This is a genomic window from Novosphingobium lentum NBRC 107847 (assembly GCF_001590965.1).
Lineage (GTDB): Bacteria > Pseudomonadota > Alphaproteobacteria > Sphingomonadales > Sphingomonadaceae > Novosphingobium > Novosphingobium lentum.
Map to the genome: position 1 here is coordinate 12,636 of NZ_BCTW01000022.1, position 17,198 is coordinate 29,833.

Below are 17,198 nucleotides of genomic sequence, written 5' to 3' on the forward strand. Positions count from 1 at the left end.
CCGCCCTGGGCTTTGGTCATCCGGTGCCGCAGGCGCCGGTGCAGCTGCTGCGCGCCGATTCAGCGGTCGACCGGGGCGAGCGCGATGCCGCATCGGGTGCTGCAAGCCGCCAGATTCCGGCGATTTCCTTCCTCACGGCCGGGGCGGTCGCCGCGACCGACCAGGCGCAACATGCGACCGATCCTGCGCCGGTGATGGTCCCGGCTGCTGCGGCAGGCATGGACGGGGCTCCGGCATCGGCAGCGCCTGCCATGAACAGCGCGGCCGATGCCGCTGCGCAATCCGCCGGCGATACCGTCACCGCCGACGGGGCGCTGCTGCCGGGTCGCCGTCGTCCCGGTTTCCGCAAGGGCTTGCCCGAACGCGTCGAACAGATGAACCTTGGCGCGGTTTCGGCCCCGCCGCCCGAGGCGTTCTACGACAAGTACGACGGCGAAGGGCCGATCAACGATCTGGCGCTGAACGTGGCGCTGCCCGATCGCTGGCGCATCACCAACGCGCTGTGTCCGCAGAAGGACCCGGCCACCGGCAAGCAGGACAAGGGCATCTACACGCTCTATCCCAAGCTGGAAAACGTGTGTCATACGATCTTCGATCCGTTCCACCACAGCGTGATCAAGGGTGACCGGCCGCTGTCCAAGGCGCAGCGCCCCGGTTTCCTCAAGGGTGACGACTGGTTCTTCATCGCCAGCGCCATTTCCGACACGGTGGTCGAACCGCGCAGCTTCCCGATTCCCGTCGGCAACCAGACCACCACCAACGCCAACGAGATCGACACGTTCGGCCGCTCGAACAGTCTGGTGCTGGCACAGACGTTCATCACCAGCTTTTCGCTGTTGAAGGGCCTGACCGCGTTCAAGCCGCCGATCATCGAATACCGCGCCACGCTGGCCACCCAGATCAACTATGTCCAGGTGCCCGAAAAGCGCGTGCTGTCGGTGTTGCCGACGGGGGGCACGCACCGCACCGACTATTCGTTCGGCGTGCAGGATCTGTTCGTCGATTATCACATCGGCCGGTTCGATTCGAAGCGGTTCGATTTCGTCTCGATCCGCGCCGGCATCCAGGAATTCACCGCCGATTTCCGCGGCTTCCTGTTCCTCGACAATCAGCTTGGCGTGCGCATCTTCGGCAACCGCGACAACAACCGGGTGCAGTTCAACCTGGCCGCATTCTGGCGGCTGGAGAAGGACACCAACTCGGGGCTGAACTCGATCCAGGATACCCCGCGCCGCGACTGGGTGTTCACCGCCAACCTCTATCGCCAGGATTTCCCCGTGGTCGGCCTCACCAGCCAGGTGTCGGTGACCTACAACATGAACCGCGAGCGCGATCAGATCCATGCCGACGTCAACGGATTCCCCGTGCGCCCGGCGCTGCTGGGCGATCTGCGCGGGCGCGAATACGATGTGGTGTACCTGGGCTACGCGGTGGATGGCCGCATCGGCCGGATGAACCTGACCGCGCAGCTGTACGCTGCGCTGGGTGAGGACCGGAACAACTTCCTCACCAGCCGCCCGGCCAAGATCGCGGCGTATTTCGCCGCTGCCGAAGCGAGCTACGACGTCGACTGGATGCGCTTCCGCCTGTCGGGGCTGTATGCCAGCGGCGACAAGAACCCCTACGACGGGACCGAGGGCGGGTTCGACGCGATCTTCGAGAATCCGCAGTTCGCCGGCGCCGATACCAGCTACTGGATCCGCCAGACGATACCGTTTGCCGGCGGTGGCCGCGCGGTGTCGATCAACGGCCGCAACGGCATCCTCAATTCGCTGCGCAGTTCCAAAGAGGAAGGCCAGTCGAACTTCACCAACCCGGGCACCATCCTGCTGGGCGTGGGGGCCGATTTCGACCTGACGCCCGAAGTGCGCGTTTCGACCAACGTCAACCACTTGTGGTTCGACAACACGAAAGTCCTGCAGGTGCTGCGCAACGAAGGCTCGATCCCGAAATCGATCGGTTTCGATACGTCGGTGTCGGCGGTGTGGCGGCCCAATGCCTCGCAGAACATCGTGTTCCGGCTGTCCGCCGCGACATTGTTCGCGGGCGCGGGCTTCCGCGACCTGTTCGCCCAGCAGGGTAGGGGCAACCGCTTCTACTCGGTCCTTGCCAACGCGATCCTGGCTTTCTGATGACCCTGACCCACCCTTCCGCCGTTGTCCGCCTGATCGCCCGGCGCTGGAATGCAGGGCTGTCGCGCCTGCCGCTGCTGTGGCTGCTGCTGGCGCTTGCCGTGCTGGCATTGCCGGCGGCGTTGCGCGCTTCGGAGGAAGAAGCGCCGCAGAAGGTGCACTTCGATCGCGCACCGTCTGCGCCGCGCGGGCAGCCGGGCGAAACGGCTGAAGAGCAGTGGGCGTTCGTCGACGGCAAGAACAAGGGCTGCGTAAGCTGCCACACCGCCAGCGACCACCGCACGATGCACGCCAGCCAGGCGGTCGTGCTCGCCTGCACCGATTGCCATGGCGGCAACGCGCAAGTGGTGGCGGATCGCGGCTGGAAGCTCGACGGGCTGGAATACACCACCGCGATGACGCAGGCGCACGTGCTGCCCAAGTATCCCAAGACCTGGGGCTGGCCGCGTTCGGCCAACCCGCAGCGCAGCTATGCCAACCTGGCCAAGGAAAGCCCCGAATTCGTCCGCTTCGTCAACCCGTCGGATTATCGCGTGGCGCGCGAGGCGTGCGGCGCCTGCCACATGAACATCATCGAGGCGTCGGAACGTTCGCTAATGAGCACGGGCGCGATGCTGTGGGGCGGCGCCGCCTACAACAACGGCATCGTGCCGTTCAAGAACTACATCTTCGGCGAAAGCTTCACGCGCGGCGGCGAACCGGCGTTCGTCAAGTCGGCGTCGAAGGAAATCGGCCCCGACGGCAAGCCGATGTGGGGCACGGTCACCCCGCAAGAAAAGGCGCGCGGCGCGCTGCCGGTAATGTACCCGCTGCCGCGCTGGAACGTGATTCCGCCGGGCGACGTGTTCCGCGTGTTCGAGGATGGCGGTCGCGTCATCAATCCGCAGTTCCCCGAGATCGGCATCCCCAACTCGACCGGCTCGATCCAGAAGCTGGATGAAAACGGCCGTCCCGATCTCAAGCAGTCGAACCGCGGCATGGCCACCGGCCTGCGCGTCGCGATCCCGGTGCTGAACATCCACAAGACCCGCCTCAACGATCCGTTCCTGTTCCAGATGGGCACCAACGACCAGCCGGGCGACTATCGCAGTTCGGGCTGCGCGGCGTGCCACGTGATCTATGCCAACGACCGCGAACCGCGCCACGGGCTGAACTTTGCCCAGTGCGGGCGCGACGGGCAGACAGTGACGGTCGATCCGACGATCAACCGCCTGCGCGAAGGCGAGGAACGCCACGGCTCGTACGGCAGCTTCGATGCCGACAAGGCGCACGAACACAAGGAACTGGTCCGCGCGACCGTGCTGGGCGGCCACGGCAAGTACCTGGGCGGCGATGCCAGCGATCCCGAGGAATCGGCCGACATGGCGGGCAACTGCGCGCGCGCCATCGCCTCGCCCGAACAGCTGACGTTCACGCCCGCCAGCGGCAACGCGCCGCATGGAGTGATGGCGGCGCACCAGATGTCGCAGGGCGAGGCGCATGCCGCCGCCGGGCTCGATGCCGCGGGCAAGCCGGTGGCGACGCCCGAAGCCGCCGCCATGGCTGACAGCGGCCCCGTGCCGATGCAGGAGCGTGAACGCGGCCACCCGCTGGTCCACGCCTTCACCCGCGCGATCCCGACGCAGCAGTGCATGAACTGCCACATGCACCAGCCGAACATCTTCCTGAATTCGTACCTCGGCTATACGATGTGGGATTACGAATCCGATGCGCCGTACATGTGGCCCGGGCCTGAAAACAAGGCGCCCAAGCCCGAAGGGCTGACCGAAGCCGATTACCAGAAGGCGTTCAAGCAGCAGTTCCATCCCACGATGTCGCAGGCGCGCGAAGTGCTCGATCGCAACCCCGAGGCGGCAAGCGCGCACGGGCTGTGGCGCGACGTGGAATTCCTGCGCAACGTCTACGATCTCAACCCCAAGCTGCAGCGCACGCAGTTTGCCGACTACCACGGCCACGGCTGGAACTTCCGCGCGATCCTCAAGCGCGACCGGCGCGGCAACCTGCTCGACGAAGACGGCGACATGTCGACCTACGGCACCGACACCGCGCACATCGTCTCGCCCGACGATCCGGAGAAGTTCCGCAAGGGGACCGAACCCAAGTTCGTGCCCGCCGGACCCGACAATCCGGGCAAGACCGTGCACATGATGGATATCCATGCCCAGATCGGCATGCAGTGCGCCGATTGCCACTTCGCGCAGGACAGCCACGGCAACGGGCTGATCTTCGGCGAAGTCGCCAACGCGGTGGAGATCGGGTGCAAGGATTGCCACGGCACGCCCGACGCCTATCCCACGCTGATCACCTCGAACCTGGCGGCCCCGCCCGAAGGGCACAACCTGTCGCTGCTGCGCAATGCCGATGGCCAGCGCCGCTTCGAATGGTTCCAGGACAAGACCGGCCGCCGCGTGCTGGTGCAGCGTTCGATCATCGATCCTGAGAAGTCCTGGCGCGTGAGCCTGGTCAAGGATTCGGTCGATGCGCGTTATGCGGGCATGGTCGATGACCTGGGCAAGCCGATCTTCAACCCCAAGGCGGCGCGCGCCAAGCTGATGGCCAAGTCGGCGGCGCAGGACGGCATCTATCACTTCGGCACCGGCGTGCCCAAGGAACAGCGCGCCCACCGCGACGACGACATGGCGTGCTTCACCTGCCACCTGTCATGGACCACGAGTTGCGCCGGTTGCCACCTGCCGATCGAGGCGAACTGGAAGTCGACCGTCCACAAGTACGAGGAAGACTACACCCGCAACTACGCGACCTATAATCCGCAGGTTGCGCGCGATGACATGTTCCAGCTGGGCAAGCATCAGCGCAACAAGTCGAGCGGGTCCGATCCGGTGCAGTTCGACAAGGATGGCTACCCGGTGGCGGGCACGGCGATTACCGCGCCGATCCGCTCGACCTCGGCGCTGATCCTGTCGTCGACCAACATCAACCGCGAACGCATCTATGTGCAGCAGCCGCCGATCTCCGCGATCGGCTATTCGAGCCAGGCGTTCGCACCGCACTTCCCGCACACCGTGCGCAAGAACGAGACCAAGCAGTGCACCGATTGCCACCTCAGCCAGGCTGACGACAACAACGCGATCATGTCGCAGTTGCTGCTGCTGGGCACCAACTACGTGAACTTCGTCGGCATGAACGCGTACTTCGGGCTCGACGGCGGGTTCGAGGCGGTGCGCGTGACCGAATGGGACGAACCCCAGGCGGTGATCGGCAGCTACCTGCAGCGCTACGCCTATCCCGACTTCTACAAGCAGCACGTCGAACGGAACAATCGCGAGCTGAAGGACTGGACGCGCGGCAAGATCATCGACGGCAAGCTGTCGGGCGAGAGCACAGGTCGCGAAAGCTTCCTCAACACCACGCAAGGCACCAGCGACGCGGTCCACTGCCTGCAGATGCGCGGCGAATACATGTTCGTGGCCGAGGGCAAGGGCGGTTTCCGCGCCTATGACATCGCGTCGGTCGGCAACAAGGGCTTCTCCGAACGCATCATCACCGCGCCGTTCTCGCCGCTGGGGCATGACACACACATCGGCACCGCCAACGCGACGTGCATGGCGCTGCCGACCAACCAGGCGATCGCGCCCACGCGCAACACGCCCGAACTGCGCACGGTGAACGAGGAACAGCCGTTCTCGCCGATCTACCACTACGCCTTCGTCACCGATGCCGTCGAAGGGCTGATCGCGGTCAACGTCGATACGCTGGCCGATGGCGAGTTCCGCAACAACTTCTTCCACCGCGCCGCCACGTTCAATCCCGACGGGGTGCTCACCGGGGCACGGCACATCACGCTGGCGGGCGATTATGCCTATGTGGTGACCGACAAGGCGCTGGTCACGGTGCACCTGACCAAGCCGTGGTCACCGGCCCACCCGTGCGAAGTGACCGAGGGCAAGCAGGCCGAAACCTGCCTCGATCCGCAAGTCACCTCGGTGGTGCCGCTGACCGATCCGCGCGCCACGGCGGTGCAGTTCCGCTATCTGTGGGTGACCACGGCGAACGGGCTGGAGCTGATGGACATCACCGACCTGGGCAAGCCGGTGCCGGTGCCGCAGGCGACCGTGCCGCTGGCCGATGCGCGCCGCGTGTACCTGGCGCGCACATATGCCTACGTCGCCGCCAAGGGGCAGGGGCTGGTCATCGTCGATATCACCAAGCCGACGCAGCCGTCGATCTACCAGGCGTTCACCGCCGGCGGTCAGCTCAACGATGCCGAGGACGTGATCGTCGCCTCGACCAACGCCTCGCTGTTCGCCTATGTCGCCGACGGCAAGAACGGGATGAAGGTGCTGCAGCTGACCTCACCCGACAGCCAGCCCAACTTCTATGGCTTCTCGCCCGAACCCAAGCCCGAACTGATCGCCTGGGCGCACACGCCCAGCCCGGCCATCGCGCTGTCCAAGGGGCTCGACCGCGATCGCGGGGTCGATGAAACCGGCGGCCAGATGGCGGTGTTCGGCCGGCTCGGCTCGCGCCCGTTCAACCGCAAGGAAATGGAAGCGCTGTTCCTCGGCAGCGACCGCAAGCCATTCAAGGTGTCCGACCAGGTCGACATGAGCCTGTGGATCGGCGCGAAGACCCCGCCGCGCTACATGGCCAAAGGCGAAGACCAGCCCACGGGCGGCTGAGCGGGCGGCTGATCCGGGGGGAGTTACGCCGGCCCATTCCGTCGTCCCGGGCCTGACCCGGGACGACTCCGTTGTCCGCACCCTAGTTGTCGTCGAGCAGCAGGATTTCCGCCACGACCTCCAGCGATGGCGTGGGCAGCTGTGCGTGGCTGGCGGCCACGATCGTCGCGTCGGCAACCAGGCGACCCGGCACGGTGAATTCGTGGTCGGGCAGCGTGGCGATCAGCGCCTCGCCCTCGGCGATGGCGTCAGGTCCGGTAAACGCCAGTGTGAAGCGGTGCCGCGATCCGCTGAAGGTGATGCTGGCCCACGGCGTTTCCTCGCGTGCGACCAGCACCGCCGACGGCGCGACGGCGCGCAAGGCATCGACCAGCCGCTCGCCCGCACCGCGGCGGGCACGGGGCGGTGGCGGACAGCCGCCATCGACGGGATCTGCTTCGGTGTCGGTGTCGGCGTCGGCAAGGGTGGGCGCCAGCGCGGTGTCGGAAGCGGCGAAGGCGTGGGGATCATGCAGCATGCTGGGTCTCGCTATAAATGTTCATGAAATGTTCTACGCGATGGGTCAAGGCGCGGCGCAGTTCGCGGCCGTTGCGCATGTCGAGCACCAGCCGCGGATCGTGCGCCACCAGCCGCCCGAACTTGGTCGCCGGCATTCCGGTACGGTCGAGAAAGCGCTCGATCTTGCGCAGCAGCATGGTGGGCCCCCGTCGACGTCTACCGGCATGTGGAATCGCCCGTAGGAATAATCTTTTGTCTCGTGTGAAATCCTACTTGTCTAGGAAAAATCCTTCGAATATGGTGGCACCCATGACACCGATACTCACCGAGGCCCGCCATGCTGGATGACCGCCATGCCCGATGACGATGCTCGTTCGCGCCTGCTCGACCTTGCCGCCGCGCGCGGGGTGAGCCTTGCCGCGCTGTCTGCCATGCTTGGCCGCAACGCGAGCTACCTGCAGCAGTTCGTGCGCAAGGGCAGCCCGCGCAAACTGGAGGAGACCGATCGCGGCGTACTCGCGCGGTTCTTCGCGGTGGACGAGGCGGCGCTGGGCGGGCCCGGGGCGTTGGCGTCGGCAACGTTGCCGGCGCGGTCGCTCGGGCCGCGTCGCGCTCTGGCCGATTGGTCGGACATTCCCCGCCTGCCGCTGGGCGCGTCGGCGGGCCCCGGCAGTCTGGCGGGCGAGGAAGTGCCGAGCGGCCAGCTGCGGTTTTCGGCGCGCTGGCTCAAAGGGCAGGGGCTTGAACCGGCGATGCTGTCGGTGATCGCGGTCGAGGGCGATTCGATGGAGCCGACCTTGCGCGATGGTGACGAGATCCTGGTCGATCGCACCCCGCGCCCCTTGCGCGCCGGCATCCACGTCGTGCGGCTCGACGACGTGCTGCTGGTCAAGCGGCTTGAGGTCGGCGGGGCGGGCCACGTACACATCATCAGCGACAACCCTGCCTACGGCCGCAGCGAGCGTGCGGCGGGCGATGTCGAGGTGATCGGCCGCGTGGTGTGGAAAGGCGGGCGGCTGTAGATTTCGAAGGAATTGACTACAGCATTCCGTCTCCGCTCATGTCGAGCGTAGTCGCGACACGTTGCGCATGAGGCAAATTTTGTGCGGCATCCCTCGACTTGGCTCGGGACGAGCGGGGTGCGGGGCCGTGATCGCGCGCTGGATAAAACCGGCGGACAGGCAAAGGTTGATTCGCAAGCCATGTGACGCCACATCGGGGCCATGACCGAAACCGCGACCACCGCAACGCCATCCGCCCCCCCGATGAAAGTCGCGATCATTCCGGTCACGCCGTTCCAGCAGAACTGCACGCTGGTGTGGTGCACGCACACCATGAAGGGTGCGTTCATCGATGCCGGTGGCGATCTCGACCGGCTGAAGCTGGCGGCGGAGCGCGCCGGAGTTACGGTGGAAAAGCTGCTGGTGACGCACGGCCACATCGATCACTGCGGCGGCACCGCCAAGCTGGCGCGCGAACTGGGCGTGCCGATCGAAGGGCCCGAGGAAGCAGACCGCTTCTGGATCGCCAAGCTGGGCGAGGATGGCAAGGGCTACGGCATTCCGGGCGAAGTGTTCGAACCCGACCGCTGGCTGCACGATGGCGAGACGGTCACGATCGGCGACCTCGTGCTCGATGTGATCCACTGTCCCGGCCACACGCCCGGCCACGTGGTGTTCGTCCATGCGCCGTCGCGCTTTGCCATCGTCGGCGACGTGCTGTTCCAGGGATCGATCGGGCGCACCGACTTTCCGCTGGGCAACCATCAGGACCTGATCGATTCGATCACGCAGAAGCTGTGGCCGCTGGGCGAGGATATCACGTTCGTGCCCGGCCACGGGCCGACCAGCACGTTCGGTCGCGAGCGCAAGACCAATGCCTACGTCAGCGACTATGCGCTGAGTTAGAGGCGATGATGTTGGCCGGCGCGGGGAATGCCCGCGCCGACCATACGCTCAGTGCAGGATGATCCACACCGCCCAGATGGCCAGCGCCAGCTGGCTGACCATCGTGGTCAGCGTCCCGATCATCCGGCCCGCGCCCAGCGCGCCGCCGTCCATGCCCAGGCCATGCGCCACGCGGCCAAAGATGAAGATCGCGGCGATCACCATCAGGTAGATGTTTTCGCCGCGCGCCAGTTCGATGGCGGCGATCACCACCAGCACCAGCGGTACGTTCTCGACGAAGTTGAGCTGCGCGCGCATCCGGCGGACCAGCGCTTCGTTGCCGCCGTCGCCGACGCTGATCTTGAACTTGGTGCGCAGCGCGCCGATGCGCATCGACAGCCAGATATTGATGATGGCGGCCGCAGCGGCGGCGGCCAGTGTGATCGATAGGATCATGTTTTGCGTGTCCCCTCCTGTTGGAATGCGCGTGCTAGCCGTCCCGCGCTTGCAAAGCACCCAAAAATCCGTATAGGCGCGCCTTCGCCCGCGATGGTCGATATGCCTCCTGCATCCCGTACGGCCGCTCTTTAGGCAGAGCGGCTTTCGCATGGGTTGTGCCGGTGGGCCAATCCGCCTATCGCGCACGTTGACATAGAAACTTGCAGATTCAGGAACAGGTGCCGCAATGGCCGTCCCCAAAAGAAAGACTTCGCCCTCACGTCGGGGCATGCGCCGCAGCCACGATGCGCTGAAGGTTGAGGCATTCCATGAATGCACCAACTGTGGCGAACTGAAGCGCCCGCACAACCTGTGCCCTTCGTGTGGCCACTACAACGGTCGCGAAATCATCGCCGTCGGGCTCTAAGCCCGTTCTGGGGGGGATGGACGGACAATGACCCTGCCGCGTATCGCTGTTGACGCGATGGGCGGCGACGAGGGCGTGCGCGTGATGATCGAAGGCGCGGCGCTGGCCCGCCGTCGTCACGATCGCTTCAAGTTCCTGCTGGTGGGCGATGAAGCGCGCATCAAGCAGGCGCTGGAAAGCCACCCGAACCTGCGCGCCTCGTCCGAAATCCTCCACGCTCCCGATGTCATCACCGGCGAGGACAAGCCCAGCCAGGCGCTGCGCCGGTCCAAGACCACCTCGATGGGCATGGCGATCAACGCGGTGAAGACCGGCGATGCCGGCGCTGCGGTCAGCGCAGGCAACACCGGCGCGATGATGGCCATCGCCAAGCTGGCGTTGCGCACGATGCCAGGCATCGATCGCCCCGCGCTCGCCGCACTGCTGCCCACGCTAGGCGAAAACGACCTGGTCATGCTCGATCTGGGCGCAAACACCGAATGCGATGCGCGCAACCTGGTGCAGTTCGCGATCATGGGCGCGGCCTATTCGCGCATCGTCACCGGGCTCGCCAGTCCGCGCGTGCGCCTGCTCAACATCGGCACCGAGGAAATCAAGGGCACCGGCGAACTGCGCGATGCCGCGATGCAGCTGAAAGAGGCCGACACCGCGCTGGCGATGTCGTTCGACGGGTTCACCGAGGCGGACAAGCTGTCGCGCGGCGATGTCGATGTGGTGGTGACCGACGGATTTTCGGGCAACATCGCGTTGAAGGCGCTGGAAGGCACCGCGCGCTTTGTCGGCGACTTGCTCAAGCGCAGCTTTTCCAGCTCGATCCGTTCCAAAGTCGGCTTCCTGATCTCGCGGCCGGCGACCGAACTGCTCAAGCACCACCTCGATCCCAACAACCACAACGGCGCGGTGTTCCTCGGGCTCAACGGCATTGTGGTCAAAAGCCACGGCAGCGCCACTGCGCTCGGCGTGGCCAACGCGGTCGCGGTCACCGCGCGGCTGCTCGAAGAAAATCTGACCGAGCGGATCGCGGCCGACCTGCACAAAGTCGGTGCCGATGTCATCCGCAAGTCCGGCCGCCCCGGCTCGCCGCCCGAAAAAAGCGCGCCGGCTGAAGGAGAAATAGCGTGACTATCCGTTCGGTCGTCCGTGGCAGCGGCTCGGCCCTGCCGCGCCATGCCGTATCGAATGCCGAACTGGCGCAACGCGTGGACACGACCGACGAATGGATCACCGAACGCACCGGGATCCGCAACCGCTACCTCGCCGATCCTGACGAGACGACCTCCACGCTGGCCATCGCTGCAGCGCGCGCCGCGCTCGAGGCCGCCGGGATCGACGCATCGCGGGTTGACCTGATCGTTCTGGCCACCGCCACCCCCGACCAGACGTTTCCCGCCACCGCCACGCAAGTGCAGCACGCGCTGGGCTGCCACGGCGGCATGGCGTTCGATGTCGCGGCGGTGTGCTCGGGCTTTCTTTACGCGATGGGCGTGGCCGATTCGATGCTGAAAACCGGCATGGCGAAGTGCGCCGTGGTGATCGGCGCCGAAACGTTCAGCCGTATTCTCGACTGGGAAGATCGCGGCACCTGCGTATTGTTCGGCGATGGCGCGGGCGCGATCGTGCTCGAAGCCGTCGATGTCGATCTGGCCGATCCGCTGGCGCCGGGAATCATCGCCACGCGGCTCCACGCCGATGGCCGGCACAACCAGTTGCTTTATGTCGATGGCGGCCCGTCGACCACCGGCACGGTCGGCAAGTTGCGCATGAAGGGCCGCGAGGTGTTCCGCCACGCCGTGGTCAACCTCGCCGAAGTCTTGACAGAAGTACTTGAGGCAGCAGGGAAAACCTCCGCCGACATCGATTGGGTGGTGCCGCACCAGGCCAACGCCCGCATCCTTGACGCCACCGCGCGCAAGCTGGGCCTGCCGCCCGAAAAGGTCGTGGTCACGGTCCACGATCACGCCAACACCTCGGCCGCATCGGTGCCGCTGGCGTTCGACACCGCCGTGCGCGACGGGCGGATCAAGCCCGGCGATCTGGTGATGTTCGAGGCGATGGGCGGCGGATTTACCTGGGGCGCCAGCCTGGTCCGCGTCTGATTGGGCCCGCTTCGGCGCAAATTCTGCACCACTATTCCGTTGTAACCCAAGGCATTGATTTGCCTTTTGGTTATACTGCGTTATGCAGGGAACGGGGTCGCACCCATGGATGGGAGAACGAAGGGGATGCGTTCTGTCGGTACTCTTACGCGCGCCGATTTGGCTGAAAGCATAAACCGCAAGGTTGGCCTTTCGCGCGCCGATTCGCTGGGCATGGTCGAAGCGATCTTGCGCCACATGTGTCAGGCCTTGTCCGAAGGCGAAAATGTCAAGGTTTCGGGCTTCGGCACGTTCCTGTTGCGCGACAAGGCGGAGCGGGTCGGCCGCAATCCGAAGACCGGGGTCGAAGTTCCGATCACCCCGCGTCGCGTCCTGACCTTCCGCGCCAGCCAGATGCTCAAGGATCGCATCTGCGACGAATGATGAGCCAGCAGCCCACGCTTGATTTTCCGGGCTTCCACGATGGCCCTGTCTTTGATGACGGTAAGGAGCCGGGCGCGCTGCGCACGATCGGGGAAGTGGCCAGGGCCCTGGGCGTGCGCCAGCACGTCCTGCGCTATTGGGAAGAACAGTTCCCGATGCTGCGCCCGCTGACCCGCGCCGGCGGGCGGCGCTATTACCGCACCGAAGACATCGCCTTGCTGGGTGAGATCAACCGCCTGCTCTACCGCGAAGGCTTCACCATCCGTGGCGCGCGGCAGGCGCTGGAAGGCGCGGGTAGGGCGGCGCTGCAGGGCTTGCAGAAGCCTGTGGTGGATGAGCCGCCGGTGGCGCGTTCCGCCGGACCCGATGCGCCAATCACCGACCAACTGCGCGCGCTGCGCGATCGTCTGGCCGAGGCGTTACGGGCGTAGGGGCTTGCGGCGCCGTGTCTATTTGAGAGCGTTGTTGAAGCAGGCTTTGAACGCATCCATCCGTGCATTGTCGGTGGCCAGCAACGGCTTGCATTTTTCATAGGCCGCCTTGCGGATCAACGATCGCTCTTCGGGTACTTGGCCGGCGGCTGGGGCAACCGGCAACATCCCCGGTCCTGCCACCGTTCCCGTTCCAATCAGGCCGTTCGTGGAATAGGCGAGCAACTGGTTATGGGCGATCAGATCGGCACAGGTGAACCCGGGGAGAACACCCTGGAGATTCACTTCGATCTGGCTGTGGCTACGATCGACCGGGACCGCCATTTCCGCAAAGCCAGTCGTGCCATCGGCCCTGCGATAGGGCGAACCGAACATCGGCGACACTGTGATGAGCTTGCCGGTGTCGGCATTGGCAAGGCAAAAGGCGCGTTGGTTGCTGCGCTGCAGCTTGCTGTAAGTGACGGTGTAGCCCAGTATTCGAACGCTTCCGGCCGACTGTACGCCATTGTTGACGCCGTCGTTCACACCTTGCTTCACCGCCGCACCGAGTTGACCGAAGAAGCCTTTCTTGGCCGGTGGCGGTGCAGGATCGTCGGCCAGCAGGGGCGTCGCCAGGCAACCCAGCACGATCGGCAACGAAATCGCAGTCCAGCAGCGCACGATGACCTCCCCAAACCGATTCGACAGCATGGGGTTGGATCATAGCATAGATGCTCAAATCGTGAATATTGGCACGATCAGCGTCACTGACGATGATTTTGATCCGGCCCGTTCAACTTCGATTTCAAGCAGCCAATGCCGCACATCTACCAACGATCAGGTGATCTTGTCCGGGATCAAGCGTTGAATTGACACGCTCAATCCGCAACCTCCGGCCCCAGCGCCGCGTCGAGATCGCGCGGGCGGGTGAGTTCGACCAGCCGGGCGCTGCCTTCCTCGATCTGGTCCCAGCTGGCGATGTCGAGTTCGAGGACGGCGAAGGCGGCGGTGGGGAATTTCTCCTCGACCATGTCGCGCAACGGGCTGGAGCCGTCATCGGGCACCAGATCGAAGATCACGTCTTCCAGGCCCGGGTTGTGGCCGACCATCAGCACGCTGGCGGGATCGCCCTCCAGGTCGCGCAGCAGGTCGATCAGCGTGGCCGAGCTGGCGAGGTAGATCCGCCGGTCCCATTCCACCGGAAAGCTGTGGCCCCAGGCCTTGCTCGCCTGTTCGATGGTTTCGGCCACGCGCACCGCCGGGCTGGCCAGCATGCGATCGAACGCGCGCCCGCTGCCCTTGATGTACGCGCCCATCACTTGCGCGCCGGTTGCCCCGCGCTGGTTGAGCGGACGATCGAAATCGCGCGCGCGCGGATCGGCCCATTCGGACTTGGCGTGGCGGAACAGGGCCAGCGTCTTCATGGCGCAAAGCTTTTCACGGGGTTCCCTCGGGCGTAACGGTCGCAGGGCTTTCAGAAACACTGCCCGCGACCGTTTGTAAAGCCGCATCCAGCGTGACGCGGCGCACCGGCGTGCCCGGCGGGAACGCGGTGAGCAGGCGTGACGGAAATGCGGCCGACAGCACCACGAAATGCCCGCGATCGCTGCCGGTGCGGATCAGCCGCCCGAACGCCTGCGCCAGCCGCGCGCGGATGATCCGGTCGTCGTAGGCCGAGCCACCGCCGGCCAGGCGCCGCGCGCGGTGCAGGATCGAAGGCTTGGGCCACGGCACCTGCTCCATCACCACCAGCCGCAGCGACGATCCGGGTACATCGACCCCGTCACGCAAGGCATCGGTGCCCAGCAGCGAGGCGCGCGGATCGTCGCGGAAGATGTCGACCAGCGTGCCGGTGTCGATCGGATCGACGTGCTGGGCATACAGCGGCAACCCGGTGCGGGCAAGCCGGTCGGCGATGCGGCCATAGACCGCGCGCAGGCGGCGGATCGCGGTGAACAGCCCCAGCGCGCCGCCGCCCGACGCCTCGATCAGCCGGCCATAGGCGGCGGCGAGGCTGGGGATGTCGCCTTTGGGCACGTCGGTCACGATCAGCACTTCGGCCTGGCTCGCGTAATCGAACGGGCTTTCGGCGACCATCAGCCGGGGCGCGATGTCGAGATGGTTGGCACCCGATCGCGCGATCGCGCCGTGCCACTGTTCGTCGCGCGGTTCGCCTTCGGGCCCGCGCTCGACCAGCGTGGCGCTGGTCATCATCGCGCCGTGCGCGGGCGCGAGTACCACTTCGGCGAACGGCTTCATCGGATCGAGATAATGGCGGTGCAGCCCGACGTCCCATTCGCGCCCGTCCGACCGGTCGAGCGCCAGCCAGTCGACGAAATCGGGGTCGGCGGGGCCACCCAGCCGCCCCAGCAGCGCGATCCACCCGGCGAGCAGGTCGCAGCGCCAGCCGATCGCGCCGCGCGCGCCCTCGATCCGTGCGCGGGCTGGGCCATCGAGCCAGTCGGGCCCTTCCTCGACGATTGCTTCCAGCCGCAATCCCAGCCGGACGAGCGGCTGGCGCAGTGCCTCGAGCGCTTCCTGCGCGGCGCCGGCAATCTCGACATAGCCGCCTTCGAGCTGCGCCGCCTCGGTTTCCAGCCCGTAGCCTGCGTCTTGCCCACCGCTTTCATCACGCGCATGGACCAACGCGCGCGTGGCGGCGAGCAGCTCCTCGATCGGGCCCGACGGCGCGCCTTCCTGCAGCCGCGCCAGCCAGCCTTCGGACGGCAACGCCTCGGCAGCGTCGCGCGCGCGGGTGACCGCCTTGGCGCCGTCCTCGTCATAGCTGGCGACATCGGCCAGCCGCGCCGCCAGCCCGCGCCGTCGCCCGCGCGACTTGCCTTCGGGGCCGATCACCCAGCGGCGCAGCTCGATCGCCTCGGCCCCGGTCAGCGCGGCGGCAAAGGTCGAATCGGCGGCCTCGAACACGTGGTGGCCTTCGTCGAACACGATCCGCGTGGGGCGCTGCGCAATGTCGCGGCCCCGCGCGGCGTTGACCATCACCAGCGCGTGGTTGGCGATCACCAGTTCGGCGTCGGCGCTGGCGCGCGCGGCGCGTTCGATGAAGCATTTGCGGTAGTGCGGGCACCCGGCATAGACGCATTCGCCGCGCTGGTCGGTCAGCGCCGCCAGCCCGCGCTTGCGGAACAGCGTGCCCAGCCAGCCGGGCAGGTCGCCGCCGATCATGTCGCCGTCCTGGCTGTAGGCGGCCCAGCGCGCGATCAGCTGCGCCATGATCGCGGGCCGCCCGGCAAAGCCGCCCTGCAGCGCGTCTTCCAGGTTGAGCAGGCACAAGTAGTTCTCGCGGCCCTTGCGCACCACCACCGGCGGCTTGCCGTTGCGCTCTGCCGGAAACGCGCGGCGGCTTTCGCGGCGCAGCTGGCGCTGCAGCGCCTTGGTGTAAGTCGATACCCACACCGTGCCGCCCGACTTTTCCGCCCACAGCGACGCCGGCGCAAGATAGCCCAGCGTCTTGCCCACGCCGGTCCCCGCTTGCGCCAGCAGCACGTGCGGCTGGCGCAACGCGCGGCGCGGGGCGAAGGCGTGCGCGGCTTCGCGGGCATAGGCGCGCTGGCCGGGGCGTTCCTCCGCCCCGCGCCCGGTCAGCAGCGCCAGCCGCGCCTCGACCTCGGCGGGATCGAGCAAGACTTGCGCCGGCTGGGGGCGTTCGGACCCTTCCTCCCATTCGGGCAGGCGGGTGAACAACCACTTCTCGGCGCGTTCGGGGCGACGGATGCGCGGGGTGAGCAGCGTCGCCCACTGCCAGCGCATGCGGATAAGCGATTGCAGCGAAGTCCAGGCGCCTTCACGCGCGGCCCAGCTGTCGCTCTCGCAAGTGGCAAGCAGTGCCTCTGCCGCCACCTGCAGCAGCGCGGGCACGGCATCGTCGGCGGCGGGTTCGGACAAGTCCAGCGCGTGCGCCAGCCCCTTGGGCGTGGGCACCATGAACTGCGCGGGATGGACGAACGCGAACAGCTCGAGCAGGTCGAGCCCCGACAGATCGGGATAGCCCAGCCGGTTGGCGACGAGTGGGGCGTTGAGCATCAGCAGCGGCGTGTCGGCCGCCGCCATGATCGCCTCGCCCTTGGCCAGCCCGCGCGTGGCACCCTCGCCGCTGCGCAGCCAGCATCCGCCGTGGCTGGCGTGGATCGCGGGGAGGGGGAGTGCTGGCGGGAGATGCGCGGGCATCGCCGGTCGATAGAACGAAATCGGAACGCGTGGGAAGGGGCTTTGCGCGCGGGATCATGA

At 66.4% G+C, this 17,198-nt stretch carries 15 protein-coding genes; 9 read left to right on the forward strand and 6 right to left on the reverse strand.

The genetic code is table 11. The features are described 5' to 3' along the window. Positions 1 to 194 precede the first annotated feature (194 nt). The gene (locus NL2_RS17200; protein ID WP_068077129.1) at positions 195 to 2,132 is read left to right on the forward strand and encodes a hypothetical protein; all 1,938 of its coding nucleotides are present in this window, start codon (positions 195 to 197) and stop codon (positions 2,130 to 2,132) included. Then, positions 2,132 to 6,772 (forward strand): LVIVD repeat-containing protein, encoded by a 4,641-nt coding sequence (locus NL2_RS17205; protein WP_084356178.1) that lies wholly within the window; start codon positions 2,132 to 2,134, stop codon positions 6,770 to 6,772. The genes NL2_RS17200 and NL2_RS17205 overlap by 1 nt, the downstream gene beginning before the upstream one ends. Before the next feature lie 82 nt (positions 6,773 to 6,854). On the opposite strand, the gene NL2_RS21675 is transcribed toward NL2_RS17205, so the two are convergent. Beyond that, a complete protein-coding gene (locus NL2_RS21675) occupies positions 6,855 to 7,289 on the reverse strand; it encodes a hypothetical protein (RefSeq protein ID WP_245647739.1) in 435 nt (144 codons plus the stop codon). Continuing rightward, positions 7,279 to 7,467, reverse strand: a complete 189-nt coding sequence (locus NL2_RS17215; protein ID WP_068077044.1) for a hypothetical protein — start codon at positions 7,465 to 7,467, stop codon at positions 7,279 to 7,281. Before NL2_RS17215 ends, NL2_RS21675 begins: the two co-directional genes overlap by 11 nt. 156 nt (positions 7,468 to 7,623) lie before the next feature. On the opposite strand from NL2_RS17215, the gene NL2_RS17220 reads away from it, so the two are divergent. Then, the gene (locus tag NL2_RS17220; protein ID WP_068077135.1) at positions 7,624 to 8,292 is read left to right on the forward strand and encodes a S24 family peptidase; all 669 of its coding nucleotides are present in this window, start codon (positions 7,624 to 7,626) and stop codon (positions 8,290 to 8,292) included. A 201-nt stretch (positions 8,293 to 8,493) separates the two neighbouring features. After that, entirely contained in the window at positions 8,494 to 9,177 is a 684-nt protein-coding gene (locus NL2_RS17225; RefSeq protein ID WP_439646908.1) for an MBL fold metallo-hydrolase, read from the forward strand. A 48-nt stretch (positions 9,178 to 9,225) separates the two neighbouring features. Here NL2_RS17225 and NL2_RS17230 read toward each other — a convergent pair whose 3' ends face one another. Continuing rightward, on the reverse strand, positions 9,226 to 9,612 hold the full coding sequence (locus tag NL2_RS17230) for an MAPEG family protein (RefSeq protein ID WP_068077046.1): 387 nt from the start codon (positions 9,610 to 9,612) through the stop codon (positions 9,226 to 9,228). A 229-nt stretch (positions 9,613 to 9,841) separates the two neighbouring features. Between NL2_RS17230 and rpmF the strand changes: the two genes are divergently transcribed. The 5 genes from rpmF to NL2_RS17255 all read left to right on the forward strand — a co-directional run bounded on the left by rpmF (position 9,842) and on the right by NL2_RS17255 (position 12,971). Next, entirely contained in the window at positions 9,842 to 10,021 is a 180-nt protein-coding gene (gene rpmF / locus NL2_RS17235) for a 50S ribosomal protein L32 (RefSeq protein WP_068077048.1), read from the forward strand. Between the two features lie 27 nt (positions 10,022 to 10,048). After that, complete coding sequence (gene plsX / locus NL2_RS17240; protein ID WP_068077050.1) at positions 10,049 to 11,143, forward strand: phosphate acyltransferase PlsX; 1,095 nt, start codon at positions 10,049 to 10,051, stop codon at positions 11,141 to 11,143. After that, positions 11,140 to 12,117 (forward strand): beta-ketoacyl-ACP synthase III, encoded by a 978-nt coding sequence (locus NL2_RS17245; RefSeq protein ID WP_068077052.1) that lies wholly within the window; start codon positions 11,140 to 11,142, stop codon positions 12,115 to 12,117. The genes plsX and NL2_RS17245 overlap by 4 nt, the downstream gene beginning before the upstream one ends. Positions 12,118 to 12,243: 126 nt before the next feature. Further along, positions 12,244 to 12,540 carry an integration host factor subunit alpha gene (locus tag NL2_RS17250; protein ID WP_068077054.1) on the forward strand — a complete coding sequence of 99 codons (297 nt, stop codon included), beginning with the start codon at positions 12,244 to 12,246 and terminating at the stop codon, positions 12,538 to 12,540. Next, a complete protein-coding gene (locus NL2_RS17255; protein WP_068077056.1) occupies positions 12,540 to 12,971 on the forward strand; it encodes a MerR family transcriptional regulator in 432 nt (143 codons plus the stop codon). The genes NL2_RS17250 and NL2_RS17255 overlap by 1 nt, the downstream gene beginning before the upstream one ends. A gap of 18 nt (positions 12,972 to 12,989) precedes the next feature. On the opposite strand, the gene NL2_RS17260 is transcribed toward NL2_RS17255, so the two are convergent. The 3 genes from NL2_RS17260 to NL2_RS17270 all read right to left on the reverse strand — a co-directional run bounded on the left by NL2_RS17260 (position 12,990) and on the right by NL2_RS17270 (position 17,138). Continuing rightward, the gene (locus NL2_RS17260; RefSeq protein WP_068077057.1) at positions 12,990 to 13,661 is read right to left on the reverse strand and encodes a hypothetical protein; all 672 of its coding nucleotides are present in this window, start codon (positions 13,659 to 13,661) and stop codon (positions 12,990 to 12,992) included. Between the two features lie 167 nt (positions 13,662 to 13,828). Next, positions 13,829 to 14,374 carry a SixA phosphatase family protein gene (locus NL2_RS17265; protein ID WP_068077058.1) on the reverse strand — a complete coding sequence of 182 codons (546 nt, stop codon included), beginning with the start codon at positions 14,372 to 14,374 and terminating at the stop codon, positions 13,829 to 13,831. A 13-nt stretch (positions 14,375 to 14,387) separates the two neighbouring features. Further along, positions 14,388 to 17,138, reverse strand: a complete 2,751-nt coding sequence (locus NL2_RS17270) for an ATP-dependent DNA helicase (RefSeq protein ID WP_068077059.1) — start codon at positions 17,136 to 17,138, stop codon at positions 14,388 to 14,390. Between the last annotated feature and the right edge of the window lie 60 nt (positions 17,139 to 17,198).